Annotated in this window: 25 protein-coding genes; 8 read left to right on the top strand and 17 right to left on the bottom strand. The window is 54.3% G+C overall.

The window, feature by feature from the left end; translation table 11 throughout:
* Nucleotides 1-25: 25 nt before the first annotated feature.
* The 5 genes from HUN04_25020 to HUN04_25000 form a co-directional block, all read right to left on the bottom strand.
* Nucleotides 26-1,027 carry a VWA domain-containing protein gene (locus HUN04_25020; GenBank protein ID WDP92805.1) on the bottom strand — a complete coding sequence of 334 codons (1,002 nt, stop codon included), beginning with the start codon at nucleotides 1,025-1,027 and terminating at the stop codon, nucleotides 26-28.
* Complete coding sequence (locus tag HUN04_25015; protein WDP92804.1) at nucleotides 1,027-1,599, bottom strand: hypothetical protein; 573 nt, start codon at nucleotides 1,597-1,599, stop codon at nucleotides 1,027-1,029. The genes HUN04_25020 and HUN04_25015 overlap by 1 nt, the downstream gene beginning before the upstream one ends.
* A complete protein-coding gene (locus HUN04_25010; GenBank protein WDP92803.1) occupies nucleotides 1,599-2,474 on the bottom strand; it encodes a DUF58 domain-containing protein in 876 nt (291 codons plus the stop codon). Before HUN04_25010 ends, HUN04_25015 begins: the two co-directional genes overlap by 1 nt.
* 9 nt (nucleotides 2,475-2,483) lie before the next feature.
* Entirely contained in the window at nucleotides 2,484-3,458 is a 975-nt protein-coding gene (locus HUN04_25005) for a MoxR family ATPase (protein WDP92802.1), read from the bottom strand.
* A 138-nt stretch (nucleotides 3,459-3,596) separates the two neighbouring features.
* The gene (locus tag HUN04_25000; GenBank protein WDP92801.1) at nucleotides 3,597-4,214 is read right to left on the bottom strand and encodes a TetR/AcrR family transcriptional regulator; all 618 of its coding nucleotides are present in this window, start codon (nucleotides 4,212-4,214) and stop codon (nucleotides 3,597-3,599) included.
* Between the two features lie 283 nt (nucleotides 4,215-4,497).
* Between HUN04_25000 and HUN04_24995 the strand changes: the two genes are divergently transcribed.
* Both HUN04_24995 and HUN04_24990 read left to right on the top strand, forming a co-directional pair.
* Complete coding sequence (locus HUN04_24995) at nucleotides 4,498-4,683, top strand: hypothetical protein (GenBank protein WDP92800.1); 186 nt, start codon at nucleotides 4,498-4,500, stop codon at nucleotides 4,681-4,683.
* On the top strand, nucleotides 4,673-5,719 hold the full coding sequence (locus tag HUN04_24990; protein WDP92799.1) for an arginine kinase: 1,047 nt from the start codon (nucleotides 4,673-4,675) through the stop codon (nucleotides 5,717-5,719). Before HUN04_24995 ends, HUN04_24990 begins: the two co-directional genes overlap by 11 nt.
* A gap of 14 nt (nucleotides 5,720-5,733) precedes the next feature.
* Here HUN04_24990 and HUN04_24985 read toward each other — a convergent pair whose 3' ends face one another.
* The 4 genes from HUN04_24985 to HUN04_24970 form a co-directional block, all read right to left on the bottom strand.
* Nucleotides 5,734-6,168, bottom strand: coding sequence for a hypothetical protein (locus HUN04_24985; protein ID WDP92798.1), 435 nt, complete (start codon nucleotides 6,166-6,168; stop codon nucleotides 5,734-5,736).
* A gap of 221 nt (nucleotides 6,169-6,389) precedes the next feature.
* Entirely contained in the window at nucleotides 6,390-7,388 is a 999-nt protein-coding gene (locus HUN04_24980; protein WDP92797.1) for an electron transfer flavoprotein subunit alpha/FixB family protein, read from the bottom strand.
* 16 nt (nucleotides 7,389-7,404) lie between these two features.
* Entirely contained in the window at nucleotides 7,405-8,268 is an 864-nt protein-coding gene (locus tag HUN04_24975) for an electron transfer flavoprotein subunit beta/FixA family protein (protein ID WDP92796.1), read from the bottom strand.
* Between the two features lie 23 nt (nucleotides 8,269-8,291).
* A complete protein-coding gene (locus HUN04_24970) occupies nucleotides 8,292-9,449 on the bottom strand; it encodes an acyl-CoA dehydrogenase family protein (protein WDP92795.1) in 1,158 nt (385 codons plus the stop codon).
* Between the two features lie 209 nt (nucleotides 9,450-9,658).
* Here HUN04_24970 and HUN04_24965 point away from each other — a divergent pair, with 209 nt between their 5' ends.
* On the top strand, nucleotides 9,659-9,832 hold the full coding sequence (locus HUN04_24965) for a hypothetical protein (GenBank protein WDP93405.1): 174 nt from the start codon (nucleotides 9,659-9,661) through the stop codon (nucleotides 9,830-9,832).
* 720 nt (nucleotides 9,833-10,552) lie between these two features.
* Complete coding sequence (locus HUN04_24960; GenBank protein WDP92794.1) at nucleotides 10,553-11,356, top strand: arylamine N-acetyltransferase; 804 nt, start codon at nucleotides 10,553-10,555, stop codon at nucleotides 11,354-11,356.
* 42 nt (nucleotides 11,357-11,398) lie between these two features.
* Here HUN04_24960 and HUN04_24955 read toward each other — a convergent pair whose 3' ends face one another.
* The 3 genes from HUN04_24955 to HUN04_24945 all read right to left on the bottom strand — a co-directional run bounded on the left by HUN04_24955 (nucleotide 11,399) and on the right by HUN04_24945 (nucleotide 14,669).
* On the bottom strand, nucleotides 11,399-11,743 hold the full coding sequence (locus HUN04_24955; protein WDP92793.1) for a PilZ domain-containing protein: 345 nt from the start codon (nucleotides 11,741-11,743) through the stop codon (nucleotides 11,399-11,401).
* A 296-nt stretch (nucleotides 11,744-12,039) separates the two neighbouring features.
* Nucleotides 12,040-13,473 carry an adenosylhomocysteinase gene (locus HUN04_24950; GenBank protein ID WDP92792.1) on the bottom strand — a complete coding sequence of 478 codons (1,434 nt, stop codon included), beginning with the start codon at nucleotides 13,471-13,473 and terminating at the stop codon, nucleotides 12,040-12,042.
* 23 nt (nucleotides 13,474-13,496) lie between these two features.
* The gene (locus tag HUN04_24945) at nucleotides 13,497-14,669 is read right to left on the bottom strand and encodes a methionine adenosyltransferase (protein ID WDP92791.1); all 1,173 of its coding nucleotides are present in this window, start codon (nucleotides 14,667-14,669) and stop codon (nucleotides 13,497-13,499) included.
* A gap of 259 nt (nucleotides 14,670-14,928) precedes the next feature.
* Here HUN04_24945 and HUN04_24940 point away from each other — a divergent pair, with 259 nt between their 5' ends.
* The 3 genes from HUN04_24940 to HUN04_24930 all read left to right on the top strand — a co-directional run bounded on the left by HUN04_24940 (nucleotide 14,929) and on the right by HUN04_24930 (nucleotide 17,442).
* Complete coding sequence (locus HUN04_24940) at nucleotides 14,929-15,900, top strand: adenosine kinase (GenBank protein WDP92790.1); 972 nt, start codon at nucleotides 14,929-14,931, stop codon at nucleotides 15,898-15,900.
* 155 nt (nucleotides 15,901-16,055) lie between these two features.
* Complete coding sequence (locus HUN04_24935; GenBank protein ID WDP92789.1) at nucleotides 16,056-16,733, top strand: response regulator transcription factor; 678 nt, start codon at nucleotides 16,056-16,058, stop codon at nucleotides 16,731-16,733.
* Nucleotides 16,734-17,028: 295 nt separating this feature from the next.
* Entirely contained in the window at nucleotides 17,029-17,442 is a 414-nt protein-coding gene (locus HUN04_24930) for a hypothetical protein (protein WDP92788.1), read from the top strand.
* Between the two features lie 78 nt (nucleotides 17,443-17,520).
* On the opposite strand, the gene lon is transcribed toward HUN04_24930, so the two are convergent.
* From lon to HUN04_24910, 4 genes are all read right to left on the bottom strand, one after another.
* Complete coding sequence (gene lon, locus HUN04_24925) at nucleotides 17,521-19,920, bottom strand: endopeptidase La (protein WDP92787.1); 2,400 nt, start codon at nucleotides 19,918-19,920, stop codon at nucleotides 17,521-17,523.
* Nucleotides 19,921-20,126: 206 nt separating this feature from the next.
* Nucleotides 20,127-20,294 carry a FeoB-associated Cys-rich membrane protein gene (locus HUN04_24920; GenBank protein WDP92786.1) on the bottom strand — a complete coding sequence of 56 codons (168 nt, stop codon included), beginning with the start codon at nucleotides 20,292-20,294 and terminating at the stop codon, nucleotides 20,127-20,129.
* Nucleotides 20,295-20,305: 11 nt separating this feature from the next.
* Complete coding sequence (gene feoB, locus HUN04_24915; protein ID WDP92785.1) at nucleotides 20,306-22,513, bottom strand: ferrous iron transport protein B; 2,208 nt, start codon at nucleotides 22,511-22,513, stop codon at nucleotides 20,306-20,308.
* A 1-nt stretch (nucleotide 22,514) separates the two neighbouring features.
* The gene (locus HUN04_24910) at nucleotides 22,515-22,748 is read right to left on the bottom strand and encodes a ferrous iron transport protein A (protein ID WDP92784.1); all 234 of its coding nucleotides are present in this window, start codon (nucleotides 22,746-22,748) and stop codon (nucleotides 22,515-22,517) included.
* 169 nt (nucleotides 22,749-22,917) lie between these two features.
* On the opposite strand from HUN04_24910, the gene HUN04_24905 reads away from it, so the two are divergent.
* Nucleotides 22,918-23,304 carry a metal-dependent transcriptional regulator gene (locus HUN04_24905; GenBank protein WDP92783.1) on the top strand — a complete coding sequence of 129 codons (387 nt, stop codon included), beginning with the start codon at nucleotides 22,918-22,920 and terminating at the stop codon, nucleotides 23,302-23,304.
* A 70-nt stretch (nucleotides 23,305-23,374) separates the two neighbouring features.
* On the opposite strand, the gene HUN04_24900 is transcribed toward HUN04_24905, so the two are convergent.
* The gene (locus HUN04_24900) at nucleotides 23,375-24,589 is read right to left on the bottom strand and encodes an FTR1 family iron permease (protein WDP92782.1); all 1,215 of its coding nucleotides are present in this window, start codon (nucleotides 24,587-24,589) and stop codon (nucleotides 23,375-23,377) included.
* Nucleotides 24,590-24,596: the final 7 nt, after the last annotated feature.

Below are 24,596 nucleotides of genomic sequence, written 5' to 3'. Positions count from 1 at the left end.
ATTATTAAATTCATTATACCCCGCATCAGGGGATCCGGATCAACCGGGTATTGGCCAGGATCAGGCAGGCCAGGTAGATCAGCATGCCGGCGCCCAGGAAAGGGGGAAACAATTCCTTGTACTCCACCCACTTGTCCACTTCCACCCGGGTTTTCTCCAGGCCGTCAATCATTTTATAAATATCTTCAAGCGCCTCGGTGTCCTTTGCCTTGAAAAACTGGCCCCCCGTGGTCCTGGCAATGGCATCCAGGGCCTCCCAGTCCATATCCACCTGCCGGTAGACATACTGCTGCCCGAAAAGGCCATCCACCAGGAAGGGGGCTTTACCCTTTGAGCCAACCCCCACGGTGTAAATTTTCACCCCCCTCTGGGCGGCGATCTTGGCCCCGTCCTCCCAGGCCAGTTCTCCGGCATTGCTTTTGCCGTCGGTGAGCAGGATGATGATATTGGATTTGGCTTTGACATCCTCAAGGCGCTTCAGGGAGATGCCGATGGCGTCTCCAACCGCCGTATTGGGTCCAGCCGCCCCGATCTTCAGGTGATCCAGCATAAAGGAGATGGTGTTGTAGTCCCGGGTCAGGGGCAGTTGGGTAAAGGCGTGGGTACCGAAGACCACCATACCGATGCGGTCCCCTTCCCGTTTGAGGATAAAGTCCCCAACCACCCCTTTTACCGCCCCAAGCCGGGTGACGATCTTGCCGTCACGCTTAAAGTCCAAGGCCCGCATGGATCCGGAAAGATCCAGGGCCAAAATAATATTTATCCCTTCGGTGTTGACCCGGACCTTACGGTCTCCGGCCTGGGGCCGGGCCAGGGCCAGGATCATCAGACTCAGGGCAACCGCCTTGAACAGCGGCAGACTCCGGGCCGCCCAAAGCCCCCAGGCTGCGGGGGAAGGGCCCATGCCTTCCAGGGAGGACACCCTGATATGGGGATCCGATTTCCGCCCCTGCCAGGCCCGGAAAAGCATCCAGCCCCAGGGCAGGGCCAGCACCATGAGAAACCAGGGAGAGGCAAACCGGAACATCAGCTGCCCTCCCCTGTGTTCAAGGCCTGTTTTTGCAGGGCCTGTGCCTTGGCCCGCTCCACGGACTCGATCAGCTCCCGCCCCCGGCCCAGGTCCTTATCCATCCGGGCCCGGTCCGGAACCAGGTCCGGTGCATAGCGGAAAGGGTCGCAGATATCCTGGAAAAGGGAAATCTCGGATTTCAGGGGGCCGGGCAGATCAGTAACGGATTTAAGCTGCTTGCCCAGTTCCTGGGTGGTCATTTCCAGGCCGTTGAAATCCCAGGTCGCCCCCAGATAACGTTTAAGGATCCGGCCCAGCTCAAAGTAAAAGGATTTTGCCCCCTTGACTGAATGCTCTGAGGAGGCCGTTCCCAGGCGCTCCAGGGCCCCTAGGGCTATTTCATAGGGCGGGATCACAGGAATTGCCGTAAGCTCGGATTTGGACTTTTTCTTTTTGAGCAACCGGCGCACCAAAATAAAAATAAGGGCGGCAGCGGCAAGGCCTGCGGCCACCCACAGCCCCATGCGGATCAGGGCGGGATCCATGCCCACCATCACCGGCGGCCGGATGTCATGGATATCTTCCATCATCACATCCGCCTTTCCCTGAGCCGGAAGTACCGGGTCAGGACCGTTGAAACAGCATCCGAGGTTTTGACATCCACCAGATCGGTGGATGCCCTGGAAAAAAGCGCCTCCGTCTTGGAATGTACTGCTTCTTTCATTTTACAGAACCACTCCCTGGTCTTTTTATCACCGGCATCCACCAGCCGGGCATCAAGGGTTTCAAAATCCCGGATCGCCACGATGCCCTCCCCGGGCAGGTCAAAGGCCCCTTCGTCGTAGACCCGCAGCCCCACCACCTCATGGCGGCGGCCCAGGATTTTCAGGCTCTTTTCATAATCCTGGGAAAGAAAATCCGAAAGGATAAAGGCAAAGCTTCTTTTTTTGGAAATCCGTGACATGAAATCCAGGGCGGCCCGGATGTCGGTCCCCCGCCCCTGGGGCACAAAGGTGAAAATCTCCTTGATCACCCGCCAGACATGGGCGGACCCTTTTTTCGGCGGAATATATTTTTCCACCCGATCGGTGAAGAATATCACCCCGACCTTGTCATTGTTCTTCACGGCATTAAAGGCCAGGACCGATGCCAGTTCCGCTGTTTTTTCAAGCTTGCGGCCGGACCGGGTGCCGAATGCCAAAGACGCGCTCATGTCGACCAGGAGCATGACAATGGATTCCCGTTCCTCCCGGTAGCGCTTCACAAAAACCTTGCCCGTGCGGGCGGACACATTCCAGTCAATGGATTTGACATCATCGCCGGGGGCATATTCCCGGACTTCCTCAAATTCAATGCCCGCGCCCCGGAATACGGACCGGTACTGCCCGGCCATCACCGTATTGACGGTTTTCCTGGATTTGATGTGGATCTGCCGGATTTTTTTTATGATATGGGCCGGAATCATGGCAGGCTGTTAGGGCACCTCCACTGAATCAAAGAGGTTGGCCACCACCTGGTCGGCGGTGATCTCCTCGGCCTCGGCCTCAAAGGAAAGCAGGATACGGTGCCGGAGCACGTCAGGTCCGGCCACCTTGATGTCCTGGGGGGTGACATAGGCCCGGCCGGCCAGAAAAGCCGTTACCCTGGCGGCCTTGGCCAGAAAAATCGTGGCCCTGGGAGAGGCCCCGAATTCGATATACCGCCCCGTATCCATGCCGTATTCTTCCGGCTTCCGGGTGGCAAATACCAAATCCACAATATATTCCTTGAGCTTTTCATCCACATAGATCTGGTTCACCAGCGAAGCCATCTCCGCCAGTTCTTCGCAGGTAATCACAGGAGTAATCTCATCTCCACCTGAAAAGCTTGTCTTTTTGAGGATTTCCAGTTCCTGGGCCCGGTCCGGGTAATCCACCAGGACCTTGAGCATGAACCGGTCAACCTGGGCCTCGGGCAAAGGATAAGTGCCCTCCTGCTCAATGGGATTCTGGGTGGCCAGAACCAGAAAGGGTGAGGGCAGCCCGTAGGTGGTGTCCCCGATGGTTACCTGTTTTTCCTCCATGGCCTCCAGCAGGGCCGACTGGACCTTGGAGGGGGCCCGGTTGATTTCGTCTGCCAGGATGATGTGATTGAACAATGGGCCTTTCCGGGTGATGAAATCCGTGGTTTTGGGCCGGTAGATTTCCGTGCCCGTGAGGTCTGCGGGCAGCAGGTCCGGAGTAAACTGAATCCGTTTGAAATCCGCCCGGATGGCTGCGGCCAGGGCCTTCACCGCTGAAGTTTTGGCCAGGCCGGGCACCCCCTCAATGAGGACATGCCCGCCGGTGAGCAGGCCTGTCAGCAGCCCGTCCACTAATTTTTCCTGGCCCACAAGGGCCTTGCCCACCTCCTGCCGGATCCGGCTGACTTTGAGGTGGGCCTGCTCAATGACTTTGGTAATTTCTTCCATATGCGCCTTTCCCTAAATTAGAACAGTCCATGGCAACCAGCTGGCACGCCGGCCGCCTGGTTACGATATTTTGCAGATAATATAGTCAGCCCTGTTCGGGTGTCAAGGTGGGGCGCATTCCCTGCCGGACGCCTGGAATCAGGCGTCCAGAAGCTGTTTTGAATATATGGATGAGGTGATTTTTATAATCTTTACGATATGTTCCCTTACTGATTTCTTATCCTTGAGGGGCGAATTCCGGAAGGTCATGATAATACCGGTGATGGATGCGATAAAGGACTGGGAATACAGCCGTGCGTCCTCCTCGCCCATGCCGTGGCGCTCAAGGAGCTTGGCAAACATGACGAAGAGCACCTTGGTCACGGATTCAAACTTTCCCATTACCGGGTGGGTGAGATTATCCTTGAGCATCAGATAGGTGATCATCTGAAAAGTGGATTCGTTTTCAATCAGGTGGTCGGCCAGTTTGACGGCAAAGTCTTCGATGCTGGCAGGTTCATCGTTTTCCACCAGCCGCTCGAACTCGGAACTGGCCGAAGATATATCCTGGAGAAAAGCCTCGTTGAACAGCTCTTCCTGACTGGGAAAATACCTGTAAATCGTTGCCGGGGAAATACCGGCTTCATCGGCCACCTCCCGCATCCCCACTTCATAAAACGGCTTTTTGGCAAACAATGCCAGCGCGGATTCGATCACAATCTGTTTTCTTGCCTGTTTTTCCCTTTCCTTCAACTCTGCAAATCTTGATTCAGCCACAGCTATAACCTTAATGTTTCGTTTGTTTTTCGTTGATTTTTTACATGTACCGTGTTTTCTTTACAATCCCTTAACATTTGTATTGCTTGCTGACAAGAAAAAAGCCCGTGGCCATTTTTTTTTACATTTACCGCCCTTAGTTCCATTCCGGCCCTGCCCCGGAGGGCCGTCCGGCCGATTCAACCGGATGAAGACAGAAGAATCATTGACGGTGGCGCCCCTGAAATGGTATAAGATGCTCCACCTTATATAGTAAAAAAGTACGGCATAGACACCGCAAAAAATGGATAATCCAATTAAAAGAGACCTATTTGATTTTGAGATCGGCTACCTGACCAAAAGCCCCTGCCAGAACTGCGAGTTCAGAAAGGAACTGCCCAAGTGCCATGCCGAATGCACCATCCTCGACCAGATTCAGACCCGCCTGGCCAGGGGGGTCTCCTCCCAATCTTCCCGATATGACAGTTGACTCCAGGCAGAACGCCGAACCTGGAATTTTCCATAAGGATTCCCGGGCGCTGGTTAAAAAACATTTATCCCCGGCTTTGTACCAGGCGCTGCTGCCGCTGAAAACCGCCTCCGGCTTCACCATTGAAAAAGCCGTTGCCTCGGGGGTGGCCAATATTGATTCCAGCATCGGCATATATGTGGGAGACAGTGAAACCTACCGGCTCTTTGACCGGATATTTACGCCCATTATAAAGGAATACCACGGGCTTGAAACCGCCCCGTCCCACCAGGACGCCTGCCAACCCGTTGACCTTCCCCTTCTGGACCCCGAAAACCGGTTCATACGGTCAACACGGATACGGGTGGCCCGGAACCTGGCCGCCCTCCCCTTTCCCCCGAACATGACGGCAGACCAGCGGCGCCAGGTGGAAAACCTGGCGTCCCAGGCCGCAGGGACCCTTCCCGGAGACCTGGCAGGCACCTATACCAAATTCTCAGACCTTGGGGCAGAAGCCTACCAGGAACTGTTGGCTGAAAGACTGGCCTTTCCCAAAGGAGACCGGTTTCAGGATGCCGCCGGCATCAACAGTGACTTCCCCCTGGGCCGGGGGGTATTTTTAAGTGCAGACAGGGGATTTCGCATCTGGATAAACGAAGAAGACCACCTGCGCATCATGGCCCTTTCCCCGGATTCGGATATTGCAGGGGTATTCAACCGCCTGGTCCGGGGCCTTGAAGCCCTTGGCCGCCAGCTTGACTTTGCACAGGATCCGGATTTGGGCTTTTTAACCGCCTGTCCCACCAACATCGGTACGGCAATGCGTGCCGGGGTTCATATCTGCCTTGAAAAACTGGAAAAGCGCCCGGCCCTGCTAAAAAGAATTGTTTCTTCCCACCACCTTCAAATCCGGGGGACGGCCGGGGAAAAAACAGCGGTGGACAACGCGGTCTTTGACATCTCAAATGCCCGCCGTCTGGGCGTTTCAGCCAGACAGATCGCCGAAGACCTCCACGCCGGCCTCAGGGCCGTCATCCAAGCCGAAAAAGACCTTTAAACCGCAACGCGTCCTTATTGAAAAATCAATTCGCCCCCGGAAAATCCAAGACCGGCAGCAAAGAGAATCATCAGAAAATAGGCCCCTGTAATCCTGTTGAAGCCCGGATTTTCAGTATCGTCTTTAATGGCGATGAACAGCATGAGTGCCGCAAGCAGTACGGCCAATACCATCTTTACAATGATCAGGGTCTCCCACTCTCCCCCATACTTGTGCTGCCAGTCCATGATCCCGGTCACCGCCGTGGGGAAGAGCCCCAGAAATCCGAGAATCACACAATGGTATGCCGTTTTGGCAAGGGGCTTGAATTTGGGGATCAGGGAGCAGAAACGGAACACAATGGCGCCGATTAACATGCCCATGGGAATATGGGTGAAGGCGGGGTGCAGGGGATGCATAAAGCCGATCTGGTTTAAATAGTTGAAAATCGTCTCAATGGTCTCAGTCATGGGATCACCTTTAATCTATAAAATGGTAAAGTAAAATAAGCTGCAACGACAAAATAGTATCCCCCTGCCGTCCGTGGCCCATGTGCACTCCCTGTGAATGCCCATAAAAGACGCCTTGCCTCTGGAACCCGGCAAAACAGGCGCCGGCCTTTTCCGGCAACGCTCCGGCCGGCTTTGGAACATGGGTAGTTATAAAATCCGCGCAGACACAAGTCAAGGGGCTAGTCCCTGATCTTCTCCCGCACGGCCCGGATGATCCCGGAACAGACCTGGTTGGCGTCTGCAACAATGGCCACATCCGCCAGCTTCATCATGGTGGCGTTGGGGTTTTTGTTCACGGCCACGATAAAATCCGCATCGGTAAGGGCGGCGGTGTGCTGGATGGCCCCGGAGATCCCGAAGGAAAAGAGTACTTTGGGCCGGATATGCTTGCCGGCCTGCCCCACCAGGGATTCATGGCCGATCCAGTTGGAATAGACCACCGGCCGGGTGGCGCCCACCTCCCCGTTCATGAGCCGTGCCAGTTCAAATAATTTTTTGAATTTTCCCTTGGAGCCCATGCCCCGCCCGCCGGTGATGACGATATCGGCCTTTTCAAGTCCGGCAGCCGTTGCCGGTTTATACGCAGACCGGACACACCGCACCCTGTCTTCCGGGATGCCTTCCGGCAGGTCCAGATTCACCACCTCTCCTGTTGCATCATAGTCGTGGGGCAATTCATGGAAGGTGCCCGGCCGGACCGTGGCCATCTGGGGCCGTGCCCTTGGCGTGACGATTCTTGCGATGAGGTTGCCCCCGAAACTCGGGGCAATCTGTACAAGCCGGCCGTTTTCATCGATTTCCAGATCAATGCAGTCCGCCGTCAATCCTGTATTCAAGGCCTTGGCCACCCTGGGGGCAATTTCCTGGCCGAACCGTGTGGCCCCCACCAGGAGAATATCCGGCTGTAACCTTTTTGCAAGGCCGGTGAGCAGAAAACTGTAGGTTTCAAGGGAATATTCCTTGAGCCGGGGCTGGTCCATGACATAGACCCGGTCCGCCCCGTGGGCGATATATTCCCCCACATACTCATCCACCCCGTGCCCGAAGACCAGGGCACAGACCCTGCCGCAGTTTTTTGCTGCCAGGGATTTTGCCCGGGCCAGAATCTGAAGGGTGACCCGGCTCCTGAAATAATTGCGGTAATCCCCCAGCACCCAAATATCTTTGTTTGTCGTCATACCCGCCACCTTTTGCCTATTCCCCCTTTAAATCCTTTCCCATGGCAGAACTGATAATTTTGCCATATTCCTTAAACAACCGGTCCACCACGGTTTTTGCCGTCCCCTTGAGCACACGGTTTTCCTTTTGGGCGGCCGGGGTATACACATCCACAATCCGGGTAGGGGAATCTTTCAGCGCATTAAAGCCCCTGCCCAGGCCAAGCCGGTCCGCATCCACAATCTCCACACTGGAGGATTCAAAGGCGGCCTGCACCCCGGCCAGGCCGGCATACTCAGGTGCACTGCCCCCATGGTCAATGGTGACCAGCCCCGGCAGATCCATCTCCAGGGTTTCAAGAAAATCATCCACATGGCGCTCCGCCGTTAGAACGGTGCCATCCAGGCGAATGTCTTTTGCCCACCCCACTGCCGGAATATCCAGTTCGCAGGCCAACTGTGGGCCCACCTGGGCCGTTTCACTGTCGCTGGTCTGGGCACCGCAGAGCACCAGGTCCGTGCCCGGTTCAAATTTGCGGATATATTCCCCCAGGATAAAAGAGGTCAGGCAGGTGTCCGCTCCGGCCATCCGCCGGTCCGTGAGCAGCACCCCCCTGTCCGCCCCCAGGGCCACGGCCTGGTGGAGGACTTCCTCGGCCATGGGGGGGCCCATGGACAATGCCGTGATCCGGATATCCTGAGCCCCGTCTTCCCTTTGGCCTTCCGGGGCCGGTTCCTGCCTCAACCCCAGTCCGGCCTCAAGGGCGGTGCGGGAAGACGGATCCATCATGCCCTGGGCCAGTTCCCGCTTCAGGGTCCCGGTTTTGGCGTTCCATGGCAGCTCGGACACCATGGGCACCTGCTTGATACACACAATTATATTAAAGGTTTTCTTTTCCATTGCTTTTTTCCCTTAAACTGGCGTCAACTGGGCTGGGTGAGCAGATGCCTTGCAATCACCAATTTCTGGATTTCGCTGGTGCCCTCATAAATCTGGGTCACCTTGGCATCCCGATAATAGCGTTCCACATCGTATTCCTTGGAATACCCGTATCCCCCGTGGATCTGTACGGCCAGGTCGGTCACGGATGTGGCCGTTGCCGAACAATGGAGCTTGGCCATGGAGGCTTCGGCGGAAAAAGGGCCGCCCCTGTCTTTGGCCGCAGCGGCCCGGTAAAGCAGCAGCCGCGAAGCGTCTATGGAAGTGGCCATCTGGGCCAGATAATTCTGGATGGTCTGGAATTTTGAAATGGGGGTGTTGAACTGCTGGCGTTCCTTTGCATAGGCCAGGGCGGCTTCAAATGCGGCCTGGGCAATGCCCAGGGCCTGGGCGGCGATGCCGATGCGGCCGGTATCCAATGCGGTGAGACCGATCTTCAGCCCCTGACCCGGCCGGCCCAGCAGGTTGGTTTCAGGTATGGCGCAGTCTTCAAAAAAAAGGGAGGATACCGGGTTGGCCCGCATCCCGCACAGATCTTCGATCTCACCCACAGAAAAACCGGGCCGGGTTTTCTCCACTATAAACACATTGGCTGCGGGCCGGCCGGCGGCCTCATCTTCCAAAAAATCAACGGCAAAGATCAGGACGATATCACAGACCCCGCCGTTGGTTACAAATATCTTGGTGCCGTTGAGCAGATATTCCCCCGCCACCTTCCTGGCCGTGGTCTCCACCCCCCCGGCATCGGACCCGGCGTTGGCCTCGGTGAGGCAGAAAGCGCCGATATGTTTCCCGGAGGCCAGGTCGGGCACCAGCCGCTCAATCTGCTCCCGGGTTCCAAAGGCCAGGATGGGATAAATCCCCACACTGTTATGCACGGTCACGCAGAGCCCCAGGGATGCCGACACCCGGGAAAGCTCCTCAACGGCAATGGCATAGGAGATGGTGTCCAGGCCGGCACCGCCCAGTTCCCGGGGCACCTGGAGTCCGAAATAATTCAAAGGGCGCATCTTTTCCACGATTTCTTCCGGGAACCGCCCTTCCCTGTCCATCTGCGCCGCATGGGGCCTGATTTCATTTTCCGCAAATTCCCGCACCGTCTTTCTGACCACCTGGTGCTTCATACAGGGATTAAAATCCATTGTTTACATGCCTTTGTAAGGTTTTCGGTTTCAAAACGGGACTATACCTTATTTCATTCCTTTTTCAAATCTTTTGGGGGAAGGATTTGAACACGGTGCCGATTCCTGTTACAAATTCAGATACAATAACCCACAACCCAAAGGAATTCGCCATGAAAATAAAAATCACCTATTGTTCCGTCTGAAACTACCAGCCAAGAGCTGCCGGTCTGGCAGACCTGATTAAAAACGAAACAGGCATTACCCCGGAGCTGGTTCCCGGGTCAGGCGGTGTCTACGACATTATCGCCGGGGAGACCCTGGTGTATTCAAAAAAAAATACGGGTAAATTCCCCGAGAACAATGAAATCGTCGACAAGATCAAATCACTGAAAGAGGGATAACGCTTCCCCTGAAACCAAAAAAGGCTGCCGGGTTACCCTGGCAGCCTTTTCCGGAAAAGGAAAAAAAGATGAAAAAACTATTTGTTTGAAATTTTACTATTGCAACTGTGATGCCACCCTCTAAAAAAATATCAAAAAAAAGGACAAGTATCGGATTTATCAACCAAAACAAACCATGGATTTATTTTAACCGAAATATTCCCCTGTCCCCGGCCCTGTCAAAAGTTCAAAATTTTGAACCCTCGACCAAGAGAAGAGCAAGGCCAAACAAGATAACTGCCTGATTTAATGAGGAAACAATCACAATTCACACCCATAAACCCACCCCAGACCACCGGGTTCACAATTTTGAACTTTTGCCATTTTAATGGCAATCCGTTTCCATTTTCACTTAAGGATATCTCTAATAATCAGGATTTTGGTTTGAGTTCAAGGCGCAGTAAAATTTTAACCAGAGGAATATATTGAATATTTCGAGGATTAAAATTTTACTGCAACGAAGAAATCGAAACAAAAGACGATTATTAGAGGTGGCCTTAAATCTTCGCTGTTGCATTTTTCAGCAGAAGGCTATTTAATTTCCCCGTTGCCAGGCATTGTCGAAAAATGCATCTGCACAAGAAAAGGGCTTTCCCAGAATAGAACCGCCATTGGCTGGTCCATGGAAGGGCACCGGGCAAAGCCGTATTTAAAATGGAAGGAGGAGCCGGCAGGGCAAATATGAATCCCCATGAATTCGACCTGGAAAGCTATCTGCACCGCATTAATTTCAGCGGTCCCCTTGATATATCCGCGGATACCTTGGCGAGACTGCATCACGCCCATTTTCACAGCATCCCGTTTGAAAATTTCGATATTCTGCTGGGGCGGGGCATTGACCTGGACCCGCAGGCCGTTTTCAATAAACTGGTTTTAAAAAAAAGAGGGGGATACTGCTTTGAACTGAACGGATTGTTCTTGCAGGCGCTGCTGGCCTTGGGATTCAATGCCCGGGCCCTGCTGGCCCGCGTGCATGTCACGGGGACGCCTTCGGGCCGCGGCCACCAGCTGGAACTGATTTCCATTGACGGCAGGGAGTGGCTGGCCGATGTCGGGTTCGGCGGAACCTCCCCCCGCATGCCCATGCCCATGGAATTGGACACCCCTGTCAAAAATGAGGGACAGACCATACGGCTGACGGACGGGGGAAAATTCGGCACCATGTTTCAGACTTTTGAAAACGGTAAGTGGAAGGATCTCTACAGCTTTGATCTGGGCCATGTATGTCCCGCGGACATTGCCTACGGGAACCATTATACCTCAACCAGCCCCAAGACATTTTTTACATTTTCCCGTGTTGCCGCGCGCCCCCTTTCCGGCGGCGGAATCACGTTGCTCGACAGGACATTGAAAATAACCACCAGCGGCAGGGAAGAGGTGGTGACGCTGCCGGACAGTCCAGCGTATCTTGATGCGGTAAAAAGGCACTTCAACATAGAACTTGATGCACCCTACCATGATCTGAAACCGCTGCCGCCGGGTTAGAAAAAAGAATACAGGCGCACCGGCTTAAATGGGCAGAGGTATTTAAAGGGCTTCAAATAATGCTTCGATCTGGGGGGCCAGCCGGTTGACGTCCGGATAGTCTATTCCGGTAAAAAGTACGCCGATCCCCTCTTCCGTTATTCTGGCCACGATGCCGGAATGTTTCACCGGGTTTTGGCCGGGCAACTGAAATGATAAGGCAATTTCGTCGAAAACATGATAATTTTCACGGCATTTTGACTTCAAAAAAATGCCTGTATCACTTATGTCCACGGCTTGTTCTTTGTAAAGACGGCCGTCAACAACGACATCGACAATACAATGACATGGGGTTCTCGGTGCATTGCGGCGTTCTTCCGGCGGGAGATATGCATTTTCTATGGCCATCGGTCTCAGATCCTTTTATGAATGCCCTTTCCAGAGTCAGATTAAAGATAGCCCTCTCAATAGCATTACGGAATATGGGTTGTAAATCGGGAAAACCCTGAATTTTTGAAAAAATTTGTTAAATCCCACCCGGCCCTTCCCGCGCCCCCCAGGATGATCCGCTGTATAATAAAAAATGACCCGGCGGGGGCCAGGTATCCGGGCCCTGGACGGAAAGAGGTGGTCAGGCTGATTCAAAAAACAAAAGAGGGCGGATAAGGAAATCCGCCCTCTTTTATTTATAACCCTATGACGGCTTAGTATCTGTAATGGTCCGGTTTAAAGGGGCCGTTCACAGGGACGCCAAGGTAATCCGCCTGCTCCTGGGAGAGCGTTGTCAGGGAAACAGAAAGGTTCTTGAGGTGAAGCCTTGCCACCTCCTCGTCCAGTTCCTTGGGCAGGGTGTACACCTTCGCCTCCAGCTCTTCCTTGGCCAGCTTGATCTGGGCCAGGGTCTGGTTGGAAAAGGAGTTGCTCATCACAAAACTGGGATGGCCGGTGGCGCAGCCCAGGTTGACCAGGCGGCCTTCTGCCAGGACAATGACCGAACGGCCGGAACCCAGAACCCATTTGTCCACCTGGGGCTTGATCTGGATTTTTTCTGCCTTGGGATGGTTCTCCAGGTAAGCCATGTCGATCTCATTGTCAAAGTGGCCGATATTGCAGATGATGGACTCGTCCTTCATCTGTTCGATGTGCTCGCCTTTGATGACATGGTAGTTGCCGGTGGCCGTGACAAAGATATCGCCCCGGGTGGCGGCTTCTTCCATGGTGACCACCTCATACCCTTCCATGGCGGCCTGGAGCGCACAGATGGGATCGATTTCGGTGACCAGCACAATGGCGCCATAGCCCTTCATGGAGGCGGCGCAGCCCTTGCCCACATCCCCGTAGCCGGCAATCACAACGGTTTTGCCGGCAATCATCACGTCGGTGGCCCGCTTGATGCCGTCGGCCAGGGATTCCCGGCAGCCGTAAAGGTTGTCGAACTTGGATTTGGTCACGGAATCATTGACATTGATGGCCGGGAAAAGCAGTTCGTTGCTGGCAGCCAGCTGGTAGAGGCGGTGAACCCCAGTGGTGGTCTCTTCGGAGACGCCCCGGATGCCCTCGGCAATCTTGGTCCAGCGCTGGGGATCCTTTTTATGGCTGACGGCCAGGCGCTCCATGAGGCAGCGTTCGTCGGCACTGTGGGTGGGATTGTCCAGGATGGCGGGATCTTTTTCCACCTTCACTCCCTGGTGGACGAAAAGGGTGGCATCCCCGCCGTCATCCACAATGAGGTCCGGTCCTGAACCGTCGGGCCAGATCAGGGCCTGTTCCGTACACCACCAGAACTCCTCCAGGGTTTCGCCCTTCCAGGCAAACACGGCGGCGCTCCCTTTTTCCGCAATGGCGGCGGCGGCATGGTCCTGGGTGGAAAAGATGTTGCATGAGGCCCAGCGGATATCGGCGCCCAGTTCATAGAGGGTGTCGATGAGCATGGCCGTCTGGATGGTCATGTGCAGGCTGCCCATGATTTTCAGTCCCTGCAGGGGTTTTTCCGGGCCGTATTTTTCACGGATGGCCATGAGGCCGGGCATCTCTTTTTCAGAGAGCTGCATATCCTTGTGCCCGTCTTCGGCAAGGGAAATATCCTTGACCTTGTATTTCAGGGAAAGGTCAAGCGCAATGGCGTTTTGGTCTGACATGGAATAACTCCTTATTATTTTGCTTAAAGCCCGGCCAGGGTCCTGATCTGGTCAGCTTTGTCGGTTCTTTCCCAGTAGAAATCCGGATCCTTGCGCCCGAAATGGCCGTAGGCGGATGTTTTTCTGTAAATGGGCCGCAGCAGGTCCAGCTGTTCGATAATGCCGGCGGGCCTCAGGTCAAATACTTCCCTGACGATATCGGCGGCACGGGTTTCATCAATTTTGCCGGTGCCCATGAAATCCACCATCAGGGAGACCGGTTCGGCCACGCCGATGGCATAGGCCACCTGGACCTCGCATTTGTCTGCAAGCCCTGCTGCCACCAGGTTCTTGGCCACGTAACGGCCCATGTAGGAGGCGCTTCTGTCCACCTTGGAGGGATCTTTTCCGGAAAAGCAACCACCGCCGTGGCTGCCCTGGCCGCCGTAGGTATCAACGATGATCTTTCTGCCGGTGAGCCCGCAGTCGCCCATGGGGCCGCCCACAACAAAACGGCCGGTGGGGTTGATGAAAAAGCGGGTATCCCCGTCAATCATGTTCTCGGGAATCACTTTTTTGATGACTTCCTTGATAATGGCGGCTTTCAGATCGTCATAGTTGACATCGGGAGAATGCTGGGTGGAGACGACCACGGTGTCCACTCTTTTGGGTTTGCCGTCCACATATTCAATGGTGACCTGGGATTTGCCGTCGGGACGGAGGAAATCCAGGGCGCCGTTCTTGCGGACCTGGGTGAGGCGCCGGGTCAGCTTGTGGGCGTAAATGATGGGCATGGGCATGAGTTCTTCGGTTTCATTGGTGGCAAAGCCGAACATCAGGCCCTGGTCCCCGGCGCCCTGCTCCTTGAACAGGCCGGTACCTTCGTCAACGCCCTGGGCAATATCTGCGGACTGCTGGTCGATGCTGGTGATCACCGAGCAGGTCTGCCAGTCAAACCCCATGTTGGAGGAGTTGTATCCGATATCCTTGATGGTGTTTCTGACCACTTCGGGAATGTCCACGTAGCAGTCGGTGGTAATCTCGCCGGCCACCATGGCCAGGCCTGTTGTGACCATGGTCTCGCAGGCCACGCGGCAGTTTTTATCTTCCGCCATAATTGCGTCCAGGATGCTGTCCGAAATGGCATCGGCCACCTTATCGGGATGGCCTTCGGTAACAGATTCAGAAGTAAACATAAATGACTTGTTCTCTGACATACCGTCTCCTTTTATTTATCTGTGAATTATGTGTATCAGTTCTTTGCACCAGGTACGTTGAAACAAATAGATTTTGAAACAATCTGCCTAAAATACCCCACATTAATAGGCCTTTATTTACCCTTTGTCAATGGTTGTCAAAATAATATATCAATATATGTTCATATTTGTATAACCACCATAAAAAGCCTTGACAATTCACTCCCGGATTTTATGATGCACCATACAAAACACAACACTCATCAAAACGGAGACCCTAATGAGCAAGACAAGAATTACCGGTATCGGTGCAGCCCTGGTGGATGTGCTCATCAATGAAACAGATGCCTTCCTGGAAACCTTGGGCAAGGAAAAGGGCGGCATGACCTATGTCACCGATGAGATCCAGCAGGAGATCATATCAAAGGCCGGCAGCGATCCTGTGATCGTCCCCGGCGGGGCCGCCTGCAATACCATCGTGGGAGTGGGCAACCTGGGAGGAGAGGCCAGGTTCATCGGCCGCAGGGGCAAGGACTCATTCGGTGAGACCTTTGAATCCCAGATCCGGGCCTGCGGGGTGGAGCCCGAACTGAGCCTGTCCGATACCGCCACCGGTAAGGTGGTCTCCGTGGTCACTCCCGACGCCCAGCGCTCCATGTTCACGGATCTGGGTGCATCCGTTGAACTGGACCCGGCAGCCGTGACCCCTGAACTCTTCAAGGACACCGCCATTGCTGTGGTGGAAGGCTACCTGCTGTTCAACCCGGAACTGATGAATGCGGCCGTAAAGGCGGCAAAGGCAGCCGGCGCCCTCATTGCCCTGGATCTGGCCAGCTTTGAGGTGGTGGCGGCAGCAAAGGAAATCCTGCCCGGCCTGATCAAAGAATATGTGGACATCCTCATTGCCAATGAGGATGAGGCCCGGGCCTATACCGGCCACACCGATGAGCAAAAGGCCCTTAAGGCCCTCTCCGCTGATGTTGAATATGCCGTACTCAAAGTGGGGAAACGGGGCAGTTACATTTCCCGGGCCAATGAGACCACCCGCATCCAGCCGGTAAAAGGAAAGGATCCCGTGGATACCACAGGGGCCGGAGATCTCTGGGCTGCCGGTTTCCTCTATGGCATTGCCCACGGATTTACCATTGAAAAGGCCGGTCGCCTCGGCTCGGCCTGCGGATATGAGGTCTGCCAGGTCATGGGGGCCCAGATTCCTGAATCCGCCTGGATAAAAATCCGGGCGGATATCTGATGGCGATCACCAAATAAAATCCCGGGGCTGCACGGCAGCAGCCCCATTTTTCCTTGACCCTCCCGGCCGTTCGCGCTATTCAGAATTAACCAATCACCCAAAATCTGCAAGGGAAACGGCAGCGACACCAAAAAAGGTGCCGCCGTTATTTATCTATGGAACGGATACGCCTGCTCATCGCCGGGCTCAATCGCCTGTTCAGGGAAAGCCTTGCCCATTTTCTGAACAGCCGGCCTGATATGGCGGTGGTGGGCAAAACCGAGTCCGCTGCAGAAACCTTGGAAACGGCCCAGGCCCTTGAACCCGGTATTATTATCCTGGACACCCGCCTGCCTGATACCGGCGGCATCGAAGCTGCCCGGCAGCTTATCGCCCTTCAGGGGAATATAAAAATCATTGCCCTGTCGGAATCCTCAGCCCCCCATTATGCATGGCGGATGATCAACATGGGGGTATCGGGCTACCTGCTCACATCCGCCCCCTTGGGTGAACTTGTCAAAACCATTCGGTCGGTGGCCCGAGGCGAACTCCGGCTCAGCCCGGAGATTGCAGGAATTGTGGTAAAAACCATGGCGGAACGGCCGTTCCCGGATAAAGCGGCAGGCAAATTATCAGGCCGGGAACGGGAGGTGCTCCAGCTCATTGCAGAAGGCTACAAACCCGGGCAGATTGCAAAAAAACTCTATATCAGCCCTAAAACCGTGCAGATCCACCAGGCCAGCCTGAAAAAAAAATTAAATCTGACCACCACGGCGGCCCTTACAAAATACGCCGTATCAAAGGGGATCACCCCCCTGGAAATCATTCCGCCCCGGTTCCCGGAACCCCAATAAGGTGAAATATCACTGGCCCACTAGGTAATTTTACCTATAAAAATAGGGCATTCCCTTATTGTTTTATATATTTTTATATTGTTTTATGGGAACATACCAGGGGATCCCAGCCGGCCCGGGAAATCATTCCAGGTACCTCCCCCGGCCACCTTCCCCGGGCAATAAAGGGCCGACGCCCTTTGCGCCCATCGCAAAACACTGCAGGAACCTTAATTCTTACGATGAGCCTGTTAAATCGCCTTTTCCTTTTCACGGCTCTTTTCCTGCGCAACAGGATAAGAAAGGAGACAGGGTCATGAAATACATGGTTTGTTTTTTGGGAATTATTTTTATAATGGCATGTACAACAGCCGTCTGGGCCGGGGATTCCCCATACCCGCCAGCTTCTGCGGACGGCTACTATGATATTGCCACCGGCCATAAATATATAAAAAACCAGGACAGCACCTATACTGAATATTCCAAAAGGGGAAAACTGCTGCGGGCGGATGTTCCCAGCACCTCTTCCCTGCTGGTTTCCGGCAAATATATATACGAAATGACCGACAGCCACTACCTCGTGTATGAAAAAAGGCAGAACAACACCGTCACCCAACAGGTCCTTCCCGCATCCAGCAACCATCCAGAAGGCTGGCGGTGCAAACATATGCTTTCCAGAATACAGGGGAATGAAATGTCCATTGCAGAGGCGTACGAGGCGGCGAAATAAAGGCATCCGCCTCCCCCGGGAGGTGGGAAGGCGTGGATGCCATGAGGGGGGGCCGGGCTAAAATTAACCCGGCCTTTTTTATTTAAAAATAATCTTATACACGTCCTTATAGGTTTTTACGAAATGAAATAAAATTCCCTCTTTAATATGCTCTGGCAATTTTTTATGGTCGCTGCTGCATCCGTCTGGCAGGATAATTTCTTTAATGCCCACCCGCCGGGCCGCAATGATCTTTTCTTTTATCCCGCCCACGGGCAGCACATCCCCGGTCAGGGTGATTTCGCCGGTCATGGCCAGGGGCCGGTCAATGGACTTGCCCGCAGCCAGGGAAACCAGGGCCGTGCTGATGGTAATGCCGGCACTGGGACCGTCCTTGGGGGTCGCCCCTTCGGGCACATGGATATGCAGAAAACTTGAATCAAAAAATTCTTCATCAATGCCGTAGGCTTTTGCATTTGCCCTCACATGGGAAAGGGCAATGGAGGCGGATTCCTGCATCACATCCCCCAGTTTTCCCGTGAGTTTGAAGCCGGGATTTTTTCCGTGGACCCGGACCGCCTCAATGGAGAGGGTGGCACCGCCCATGGCGGTCCAGGCCAGGCCGGTGACGATGCCCACCCCCCGCATCTGTTTTTCAGCTTTGAATATGGGCGGCCCCAGGAGGTCTTCCAGGGATTTGATATTGATCCGGATCTTTTTTTTCTTTTCTTTTAAAATCCGGACGATGCTTTTGCGGATGATCTTGTTGAGCTGCTTTTCAAGGGTCCGCACCCCGGCTTCCCTGGCATACCCCTCAATAAGGTGGCGGATGGTGGGATCGGTGATGGTGATGGTGGCAGCGGAAAGCTTATTCCGGCGCAGCAGTTTGGGCCAGAGGTGCTTTCTGGCAATTTCCAGTTTTTCTGCCGTGATATAGCCGGAAAGGTTGATCCGGTCCATGCGGTCCAGCAGGGGGCCCGGAATGGTGTCCAGGGTATTGGCCGTGCAAATGAACAGCACCTTTGAAAGATCCACCCGCAGGTCCAGGTAGTGGTCCAGGAATTCGGCATTCTGCTCCGGATCCAGGACCTCCAGCAGGGCTGACGCCGGATCCCCCTGGTAGGAGGCCCCGATCTTGTCAATCTCGTCCAGCATGATCACGGGATTGGCCACTTCGGTATCCTTCAGGGCCTGGACCAGCTTGCCGGGCAGCGCGCCCACATAGGTCCTGCGGTGCCCCTTGATTTCCGCTTCGTCCCGCATGCCGCCCAGGGAGAATCGGTAGAATTTGCGTCCCAGGGCCTCGGCAATGGATTTGCCAATGGAGGTCTTGCCCACCCCGGGAGGGCCGACGAAGAGGATAATGGAACCGGAGATATCCTTTTTATATACACCGGCGGCAAAGAACTCAATGATCCGCTCCTTAACGTCAGACAGGCCTGCATGGTCACGGTTCAATACCTGCTCAGCCCGTTGGATGTCAATGTTATCCTCGGAATATACCCCCCAGGGAAACGAGGTCACCCAGTCCAGATAATTCCGGGTCACCCCGTATTCGGAGGAACCGGTTTCAAGGATGGACAGCTTTTCAATTTCCTCTTCAAAGCGCTTGACCACATGTTCTGGCGGATCCAGGGCCTCGAACTTTTCCTTGAACTTGTCCACATCCGAGGTCTTGTCGTCCTTTTGCATCCCCAGCTCTTTCTGGATTGCCTTAAGCTGTTCCTTGAGGAAAAACTTACGCTTATTGTCGTCCACCTTTATGTTGATGTCCCGCTGGATCTTGGTCTGGAGCTTGGCGATCTCTATCTCCTTTTGAAGAAGCATCATCACCTTTTTCATCCGGGCAAGGATGGACTTGGTTTCCAGGATATCCTGAAGATCATCCCCCTTTGCCGTGGTGATGCCGGCGGCAAAATCCGTAAGGGGTGAAGGCTGGTCCGGGGAAAACCGTCCCAAATATTGTTTGAGATCTTCTGAATACAAGGGGTTCAGGGAAAGCAGCTGTTTAATGGCCGCGATAATGGAGATCCCATAGGCCTTGAGTTCATCCTCGCTCTCTTCCAGGGGGGAGAAATATTCCACCTGGACAACAAAGGGCGGTTTATCCGAGAGGAATTTTTTGATCCGGAACCGCTCCAGGCCCTGGGCGATGAACTGGATATTCCCCTCCACATCCACCACATTGAGCATCCGCACCACACAGCCCACTTCCGGGAAATCTTCTTTGTACACATATTTTCCCCGGACCTCGCTGAGGTAAGAGAGCCCCAGGAGGTTCTTGGATTCCTTGGACGCTTTCATCAGGGTCTCTTCCCATCTCTCTTTGCTGACGATCAGGGGCTGGACCTGGGCCGGAAGATGCGGCCGCCCCGTGATGGGAACCAGGTAAAGGATATCGGGCTTCACGCTCTGGGTGACCAGATCGCCCTTGGGTTTTCCGTTTTCTTCTTCATCAATCACGATTTCCGGTTCAATGGGTCTATTCTCATCGCTCATGGATCACCTCAATATATATCATTTTTCAGGTATTACAGATGTGTTAAAGATCGTACCCATATACTATAATCAAAAATAACGGTAAGACAATACCTCTTTTCAGCATCAGCCTTTCCATCCCCCGGGATAAACAAACAAAACCGCCCCGGAAAAATTTGCTTTTCCCCGGGGCGGTGTATGCTGAAGGTATACTGTTATACTGAGTTTTACTTAAACAATGTGGGATTCTGGTTGCAGGAACCGGCGCTTCCGGGACATCCCCCGCAACCGCCTGAACAATTGCATCCGCCCTCCCCTTTCCAGGTTTTGACAAGGCCCTTGATGACATAGGCAAAGGCAGCGGCCACAACCAGGCCAACGATAATATTTTCCATATCCATCTCCTTTATCCGAAAATAGCCGACCCGACCTGGTAGGTCACCACGGACAGACCGAATGCAAGGGCTGTATTGAAAACCACGGAAAACCCCGCCCATTTCCAGGATCCGGTTTCCCTGGCAATACAGACCACGGTGACAAAACAGGGGGCATAAAAAATGGTGAAAATAATCAGGGCAAAGGCCGTTACCGGCCCCCATCCGGGAGCGGCGGCCAGCCGGGTGCCCAGGGACCCGGTCTCTTCAGGGTCCACTTCGCCCAGTGAATAGGCCGTTCCCAGGGTGGAGACCACCACTTCCTTGGCCGCAAATCCGCCCACCAGGGCAATATTGGTCCGCCAGTCAAACCCGGCGAATTTTGATATGCCCTCCATGGCCACACCGATTTTACCGGCAAAGGAATTCCGCAGGCCGTCCTGGGCCGCTTCACCGTCAATGGCCCCGAGGGCGTCCTTGACAGCCAGGGCCTGGGCGGAAAGCCCGTCTTCACCTTGGGCCGCATCAATTTGGGCCATGATACCGGCAGGGGCCGCCTGGATAACGGCATCCCGTTTTGCCTGGTATGAGGCAGCCTGGTCTTTGTCAAGCCCGGGAAAGGTCATCATGGCCCAGAGCAGAATTGAAATCCCCAGAATCACCGTACCCGCCTTTTTCATATACTGCCAGGTCCGCTCCCAGGTGTGGGTGAGCAGGCCCCGGAGGGTGGGCAGGCGGTAGGGAGGCAGCTCCATCACAAAGGGGGTGGCCTCGCCCCTGATAATGGTGGACCTCAGCAGCCGTGCCACCAGCAGGGCCCCCAGCCAGGAGATCAGGGTGATGACCAGCATGACCCGGGCCTGGTTTTCGGAGAAAAAGGCCCCCACCAGCAGGGCGAACACGGGCAGTTTGGCTCCGCAATTCATGAAGGGCACCGTCAACAGCGTTGCCAGCCGTTCCTTGGGAGACTTCAGGGTCCTTGCCGCCATCACGCCGGGCACGGCACATCCGCCGGCAATGCCGCCGGAAACGATAAAGGCCATGACCGAACTGCCGTGGAGGCCGAACATTCTGAAAACTCGATCCAGCATAAAGGCCATTCGGGCCAGATACCCGGAGTCTTCAAGAAAGGAAATCCCCAGGAACATGAACATGATCAGGGGAACGAAACCGAGTACTCCGCCCACCCCGTCAATGACCCCTGAAACAATCATGGACTTGACCAGGCCGTCGGGCAGGGCCGCGTCAGCCATGCCGCCGATCCATCCGAACAGGGTTTCCAGCCATTGGGTCGGAAGCGCGGAGTAGGTAAAGGTAAAATTATACAGTCCCATGAGAACGGCCACCATGATCAGGGGGCCGACGAACCGGTTGGTGAGCACCCGGTCAATCTGGTCCGACCGCCGGATCCGGTTCCGGTCATGGGCATAGGTGACCACATTCTGTTTAATCAGGGCCGAGATGAACCCGTAGCGCTGGTCGGCAATCATGCCTTCGGGGTGGACATCCTGGGTCACGGCCAGGTGGCCGGCCACCCTGGCCGTAATCTCTGCCAGTTTCCCGGCCACACCGTGGTTTTCCCCCATCCCCTTCTCAAGTATCTGTTCGTCATTTTCAAGGTATTTGAGGGCCGTCCACCGGGCCGGATAAATCTGGGTCATAAACCCGGCGGAAAGAATGATTTCTTCCATTTCATCCAGGGCCGCATCAATGTCCGTCCCATAGGAGATTTTCAAGGGCCTGGGCGCCTCCCCGGCCTTGTCCGCAACGGTTCTCAATAACTCAGCCCGGCCCCTGCCCGCCCGGGCGACCATGGGAATCACCGGCACCCCGAGTACCGCGGACAATTTTTCCACATCAATTTTGATCCCCCGCTTGTCCGCAACATCCATCATGTTAAGGGCCAGGCATACGGGAATACCCATTTCCATGAACTGCACCGTGAGGTAAAGGTTTCGCTCCAGGTTGGAGGCATCCACGATATTGACAATCATATCCGGCCGTTCGTTCACCAGAAAATCCCTGGCCACCACCTCTTCAAGGGAGTAGGCTGTCAGTGAATAAGTCCCCGGAAGATCCACCACCTCAAAGGTGCGGGTATCGGAAATGCAGGTCCCCTGTTTCTTTTCCACGGTAACCCCGGGATAATTGCCCACATGCTGCCGGGCGCCTGTCAGCGCGTTGAAAAGGGTGGTTTTGCCGGAATTCGGGTTGCCGGCCAATGCAATTGCAGTCCCCATATCAATTCACCTCCACCTCAATATGATCGGCTTCGTTGTTCCGCAGGGTCAGGGTAAACCCCATGATTCTCAGGGATACCGGATCGTAAAGGGGGGCCCTGCCCTGAACCTTGATTTCCTTGCCCGGTACCAGCCCCATCTCCCGGATTCGCAGTCCCAGCTCTCCGGAGGCTTTCACCGATGCGATCACACCGGTTTGATCAACTTTCATTTGTCTTAAATTAATTGTCCCCATCACATTCTCCTGTTTGTTAAAACTTTGTTTTGGATAATAAAAGCGAAAGTTTTATACACATAACTTTTACCCAAGTCAACAACAATATTGAAAAGCCGAATTAAATAACCAATTGACTTACTAATTAAAGAAATATAATAAACATTAAGAATTTTAATGGAGATTAGCGATGACAAAAGAACTTGACCTTTCTGAAAGCCTGGAAGACTACCTGGAAACCATACTCGATCTGCAGACCACCAAGACCGTTGCCCGGTCAAAGGATATTGCGGAAAAACTGGATATAAAACGGGGCTCGGTCACCGGCATGCTCAAAAAACTGGCGGCCCAGGAATTGATCAACTACGAACCCTACGGCTATGTCACCCTGACCCCCAAGGGAGAAAAAATAGCCAAGGAAATCGAAAAACGTCACCTTGTTTTTAGAGAGTTCTTGTTCAAACATGTGGGCGTGGATGAAAAAACGGCAGACGAAACCGCCTGCCGCATGGAACATGCCATGACCAACGCCACCTTTAAAAAATTCAAGGCATTTATCGCCGGACTGGAAAAATAAGGTCTTAATTAATCTAAAATCCGGCATGCGGGGAAAAGGGCCCTTTTTCCCGCATTGACGCCAAATCTCGTCAGGCCGCTGCCACAGCCTTTTTCTTCTTTACCTGAATCCATACCCACCCGGCCGGTATGACAGCCAGTACCATTGCCTGTCCAACCAGGGTCTCCAGGGTGGGGAATATACCCAGCCAGGTGATCATGGGCCAGCCCTGCAGCCGGGAGGTGGGGATCATGGTTGAAACCTGCAGTTCCATAATTCCCTGCCCCGTGAACACAAAGGCCATGGCGAAAAGCAGCGCCGCCGTACCCCCGAAAAAAAGGCCGATGGGAAGCCGGATCGAAGCGTACCGCACCAAAAGGTAAACCGCCACAAGGCCGGCGGCCGCAATGGCCATGCCCGACCAGATGGCAGTAAGTTCCCCGGTGGTGCCGGCGATCAGTGCCTGGTAAAATAAAATGGTCTCCGCCCCCTCCCTGAATACAGCCAGAAAGGAAACCAGCCCCAGGGCAAACAGACTGCCTTTTCCCATGGCATCGTCCATCTTTTCTTTGATAAAGGCCTGCCACCGGTCCGCATCCTTTTTGGCCGTGAGCCAATAACTGACATAAACCAAGACAAAAGATGCAATAAGCATGGTCACCCCTTCAATGGCCTCCTGGCCGGCCCCGGAGGCATTGATCAGGGAATTCAGAGCCCAGGCCGCTGCCACGCTGGCTGCCAGGGCCCAGGCCACCCCGTGCCAGATAATTTTCACCTTGTCCGAGTAGCCGGACCGGCGCAGGTAAGCCACCAGGGCCGCCACCACCAGCATGGCTTCGATCCCCTCTCTGAAAAGGATAATAAAGGACTGCGTGGCCCGTCCCCAGAAGGTCTGCATCTTTTCCCCGGAGGAATAATGGTCCACCGCATAGGTGAGATCGGTCTTCAATTCTCCCCATGAGGCCATCAGTTTCGCCTTATCGTCCCCCCGCATGGCCTGGGAGATGAGCATGGAAAATTTGGATTCGATCTGGAGCATGAAGGCGTTGTCCTTGAGCCCCAGGGTAAATTCCATGCCCGTGGTTTCAAATACGTCAAAATAGAGCCGGGAAATCTTGTTACCCGTGATCACCCCGCTGGCCGGCGAATAGGCTTCCAGTGCGTTCTCCCCCTGCTCAATAATATAGGAAACCACAGGGGCGTAGTCCTCGGTCACACCCTGTTTGGGTTTGGCCCAGGCCGGAACGGTTAAGGCCGAACATGCCAACACAGCGGCCAGCAGGAACAATATAATAATCTGTCTCATCTTTTTT

Origin of the sequence: Desulfobacter sp. (assembly GCA_028768525.1) — a bacterium.
Classification (GTDB): Bacteria; Desulfobacterota; Desulfobacteria; order Desulfobacterales; family Desulfobacteraceae; genus Desulfobacter.
This window is presented reverse-complemented; position numbering and strand designations above follow the sequence as displayed.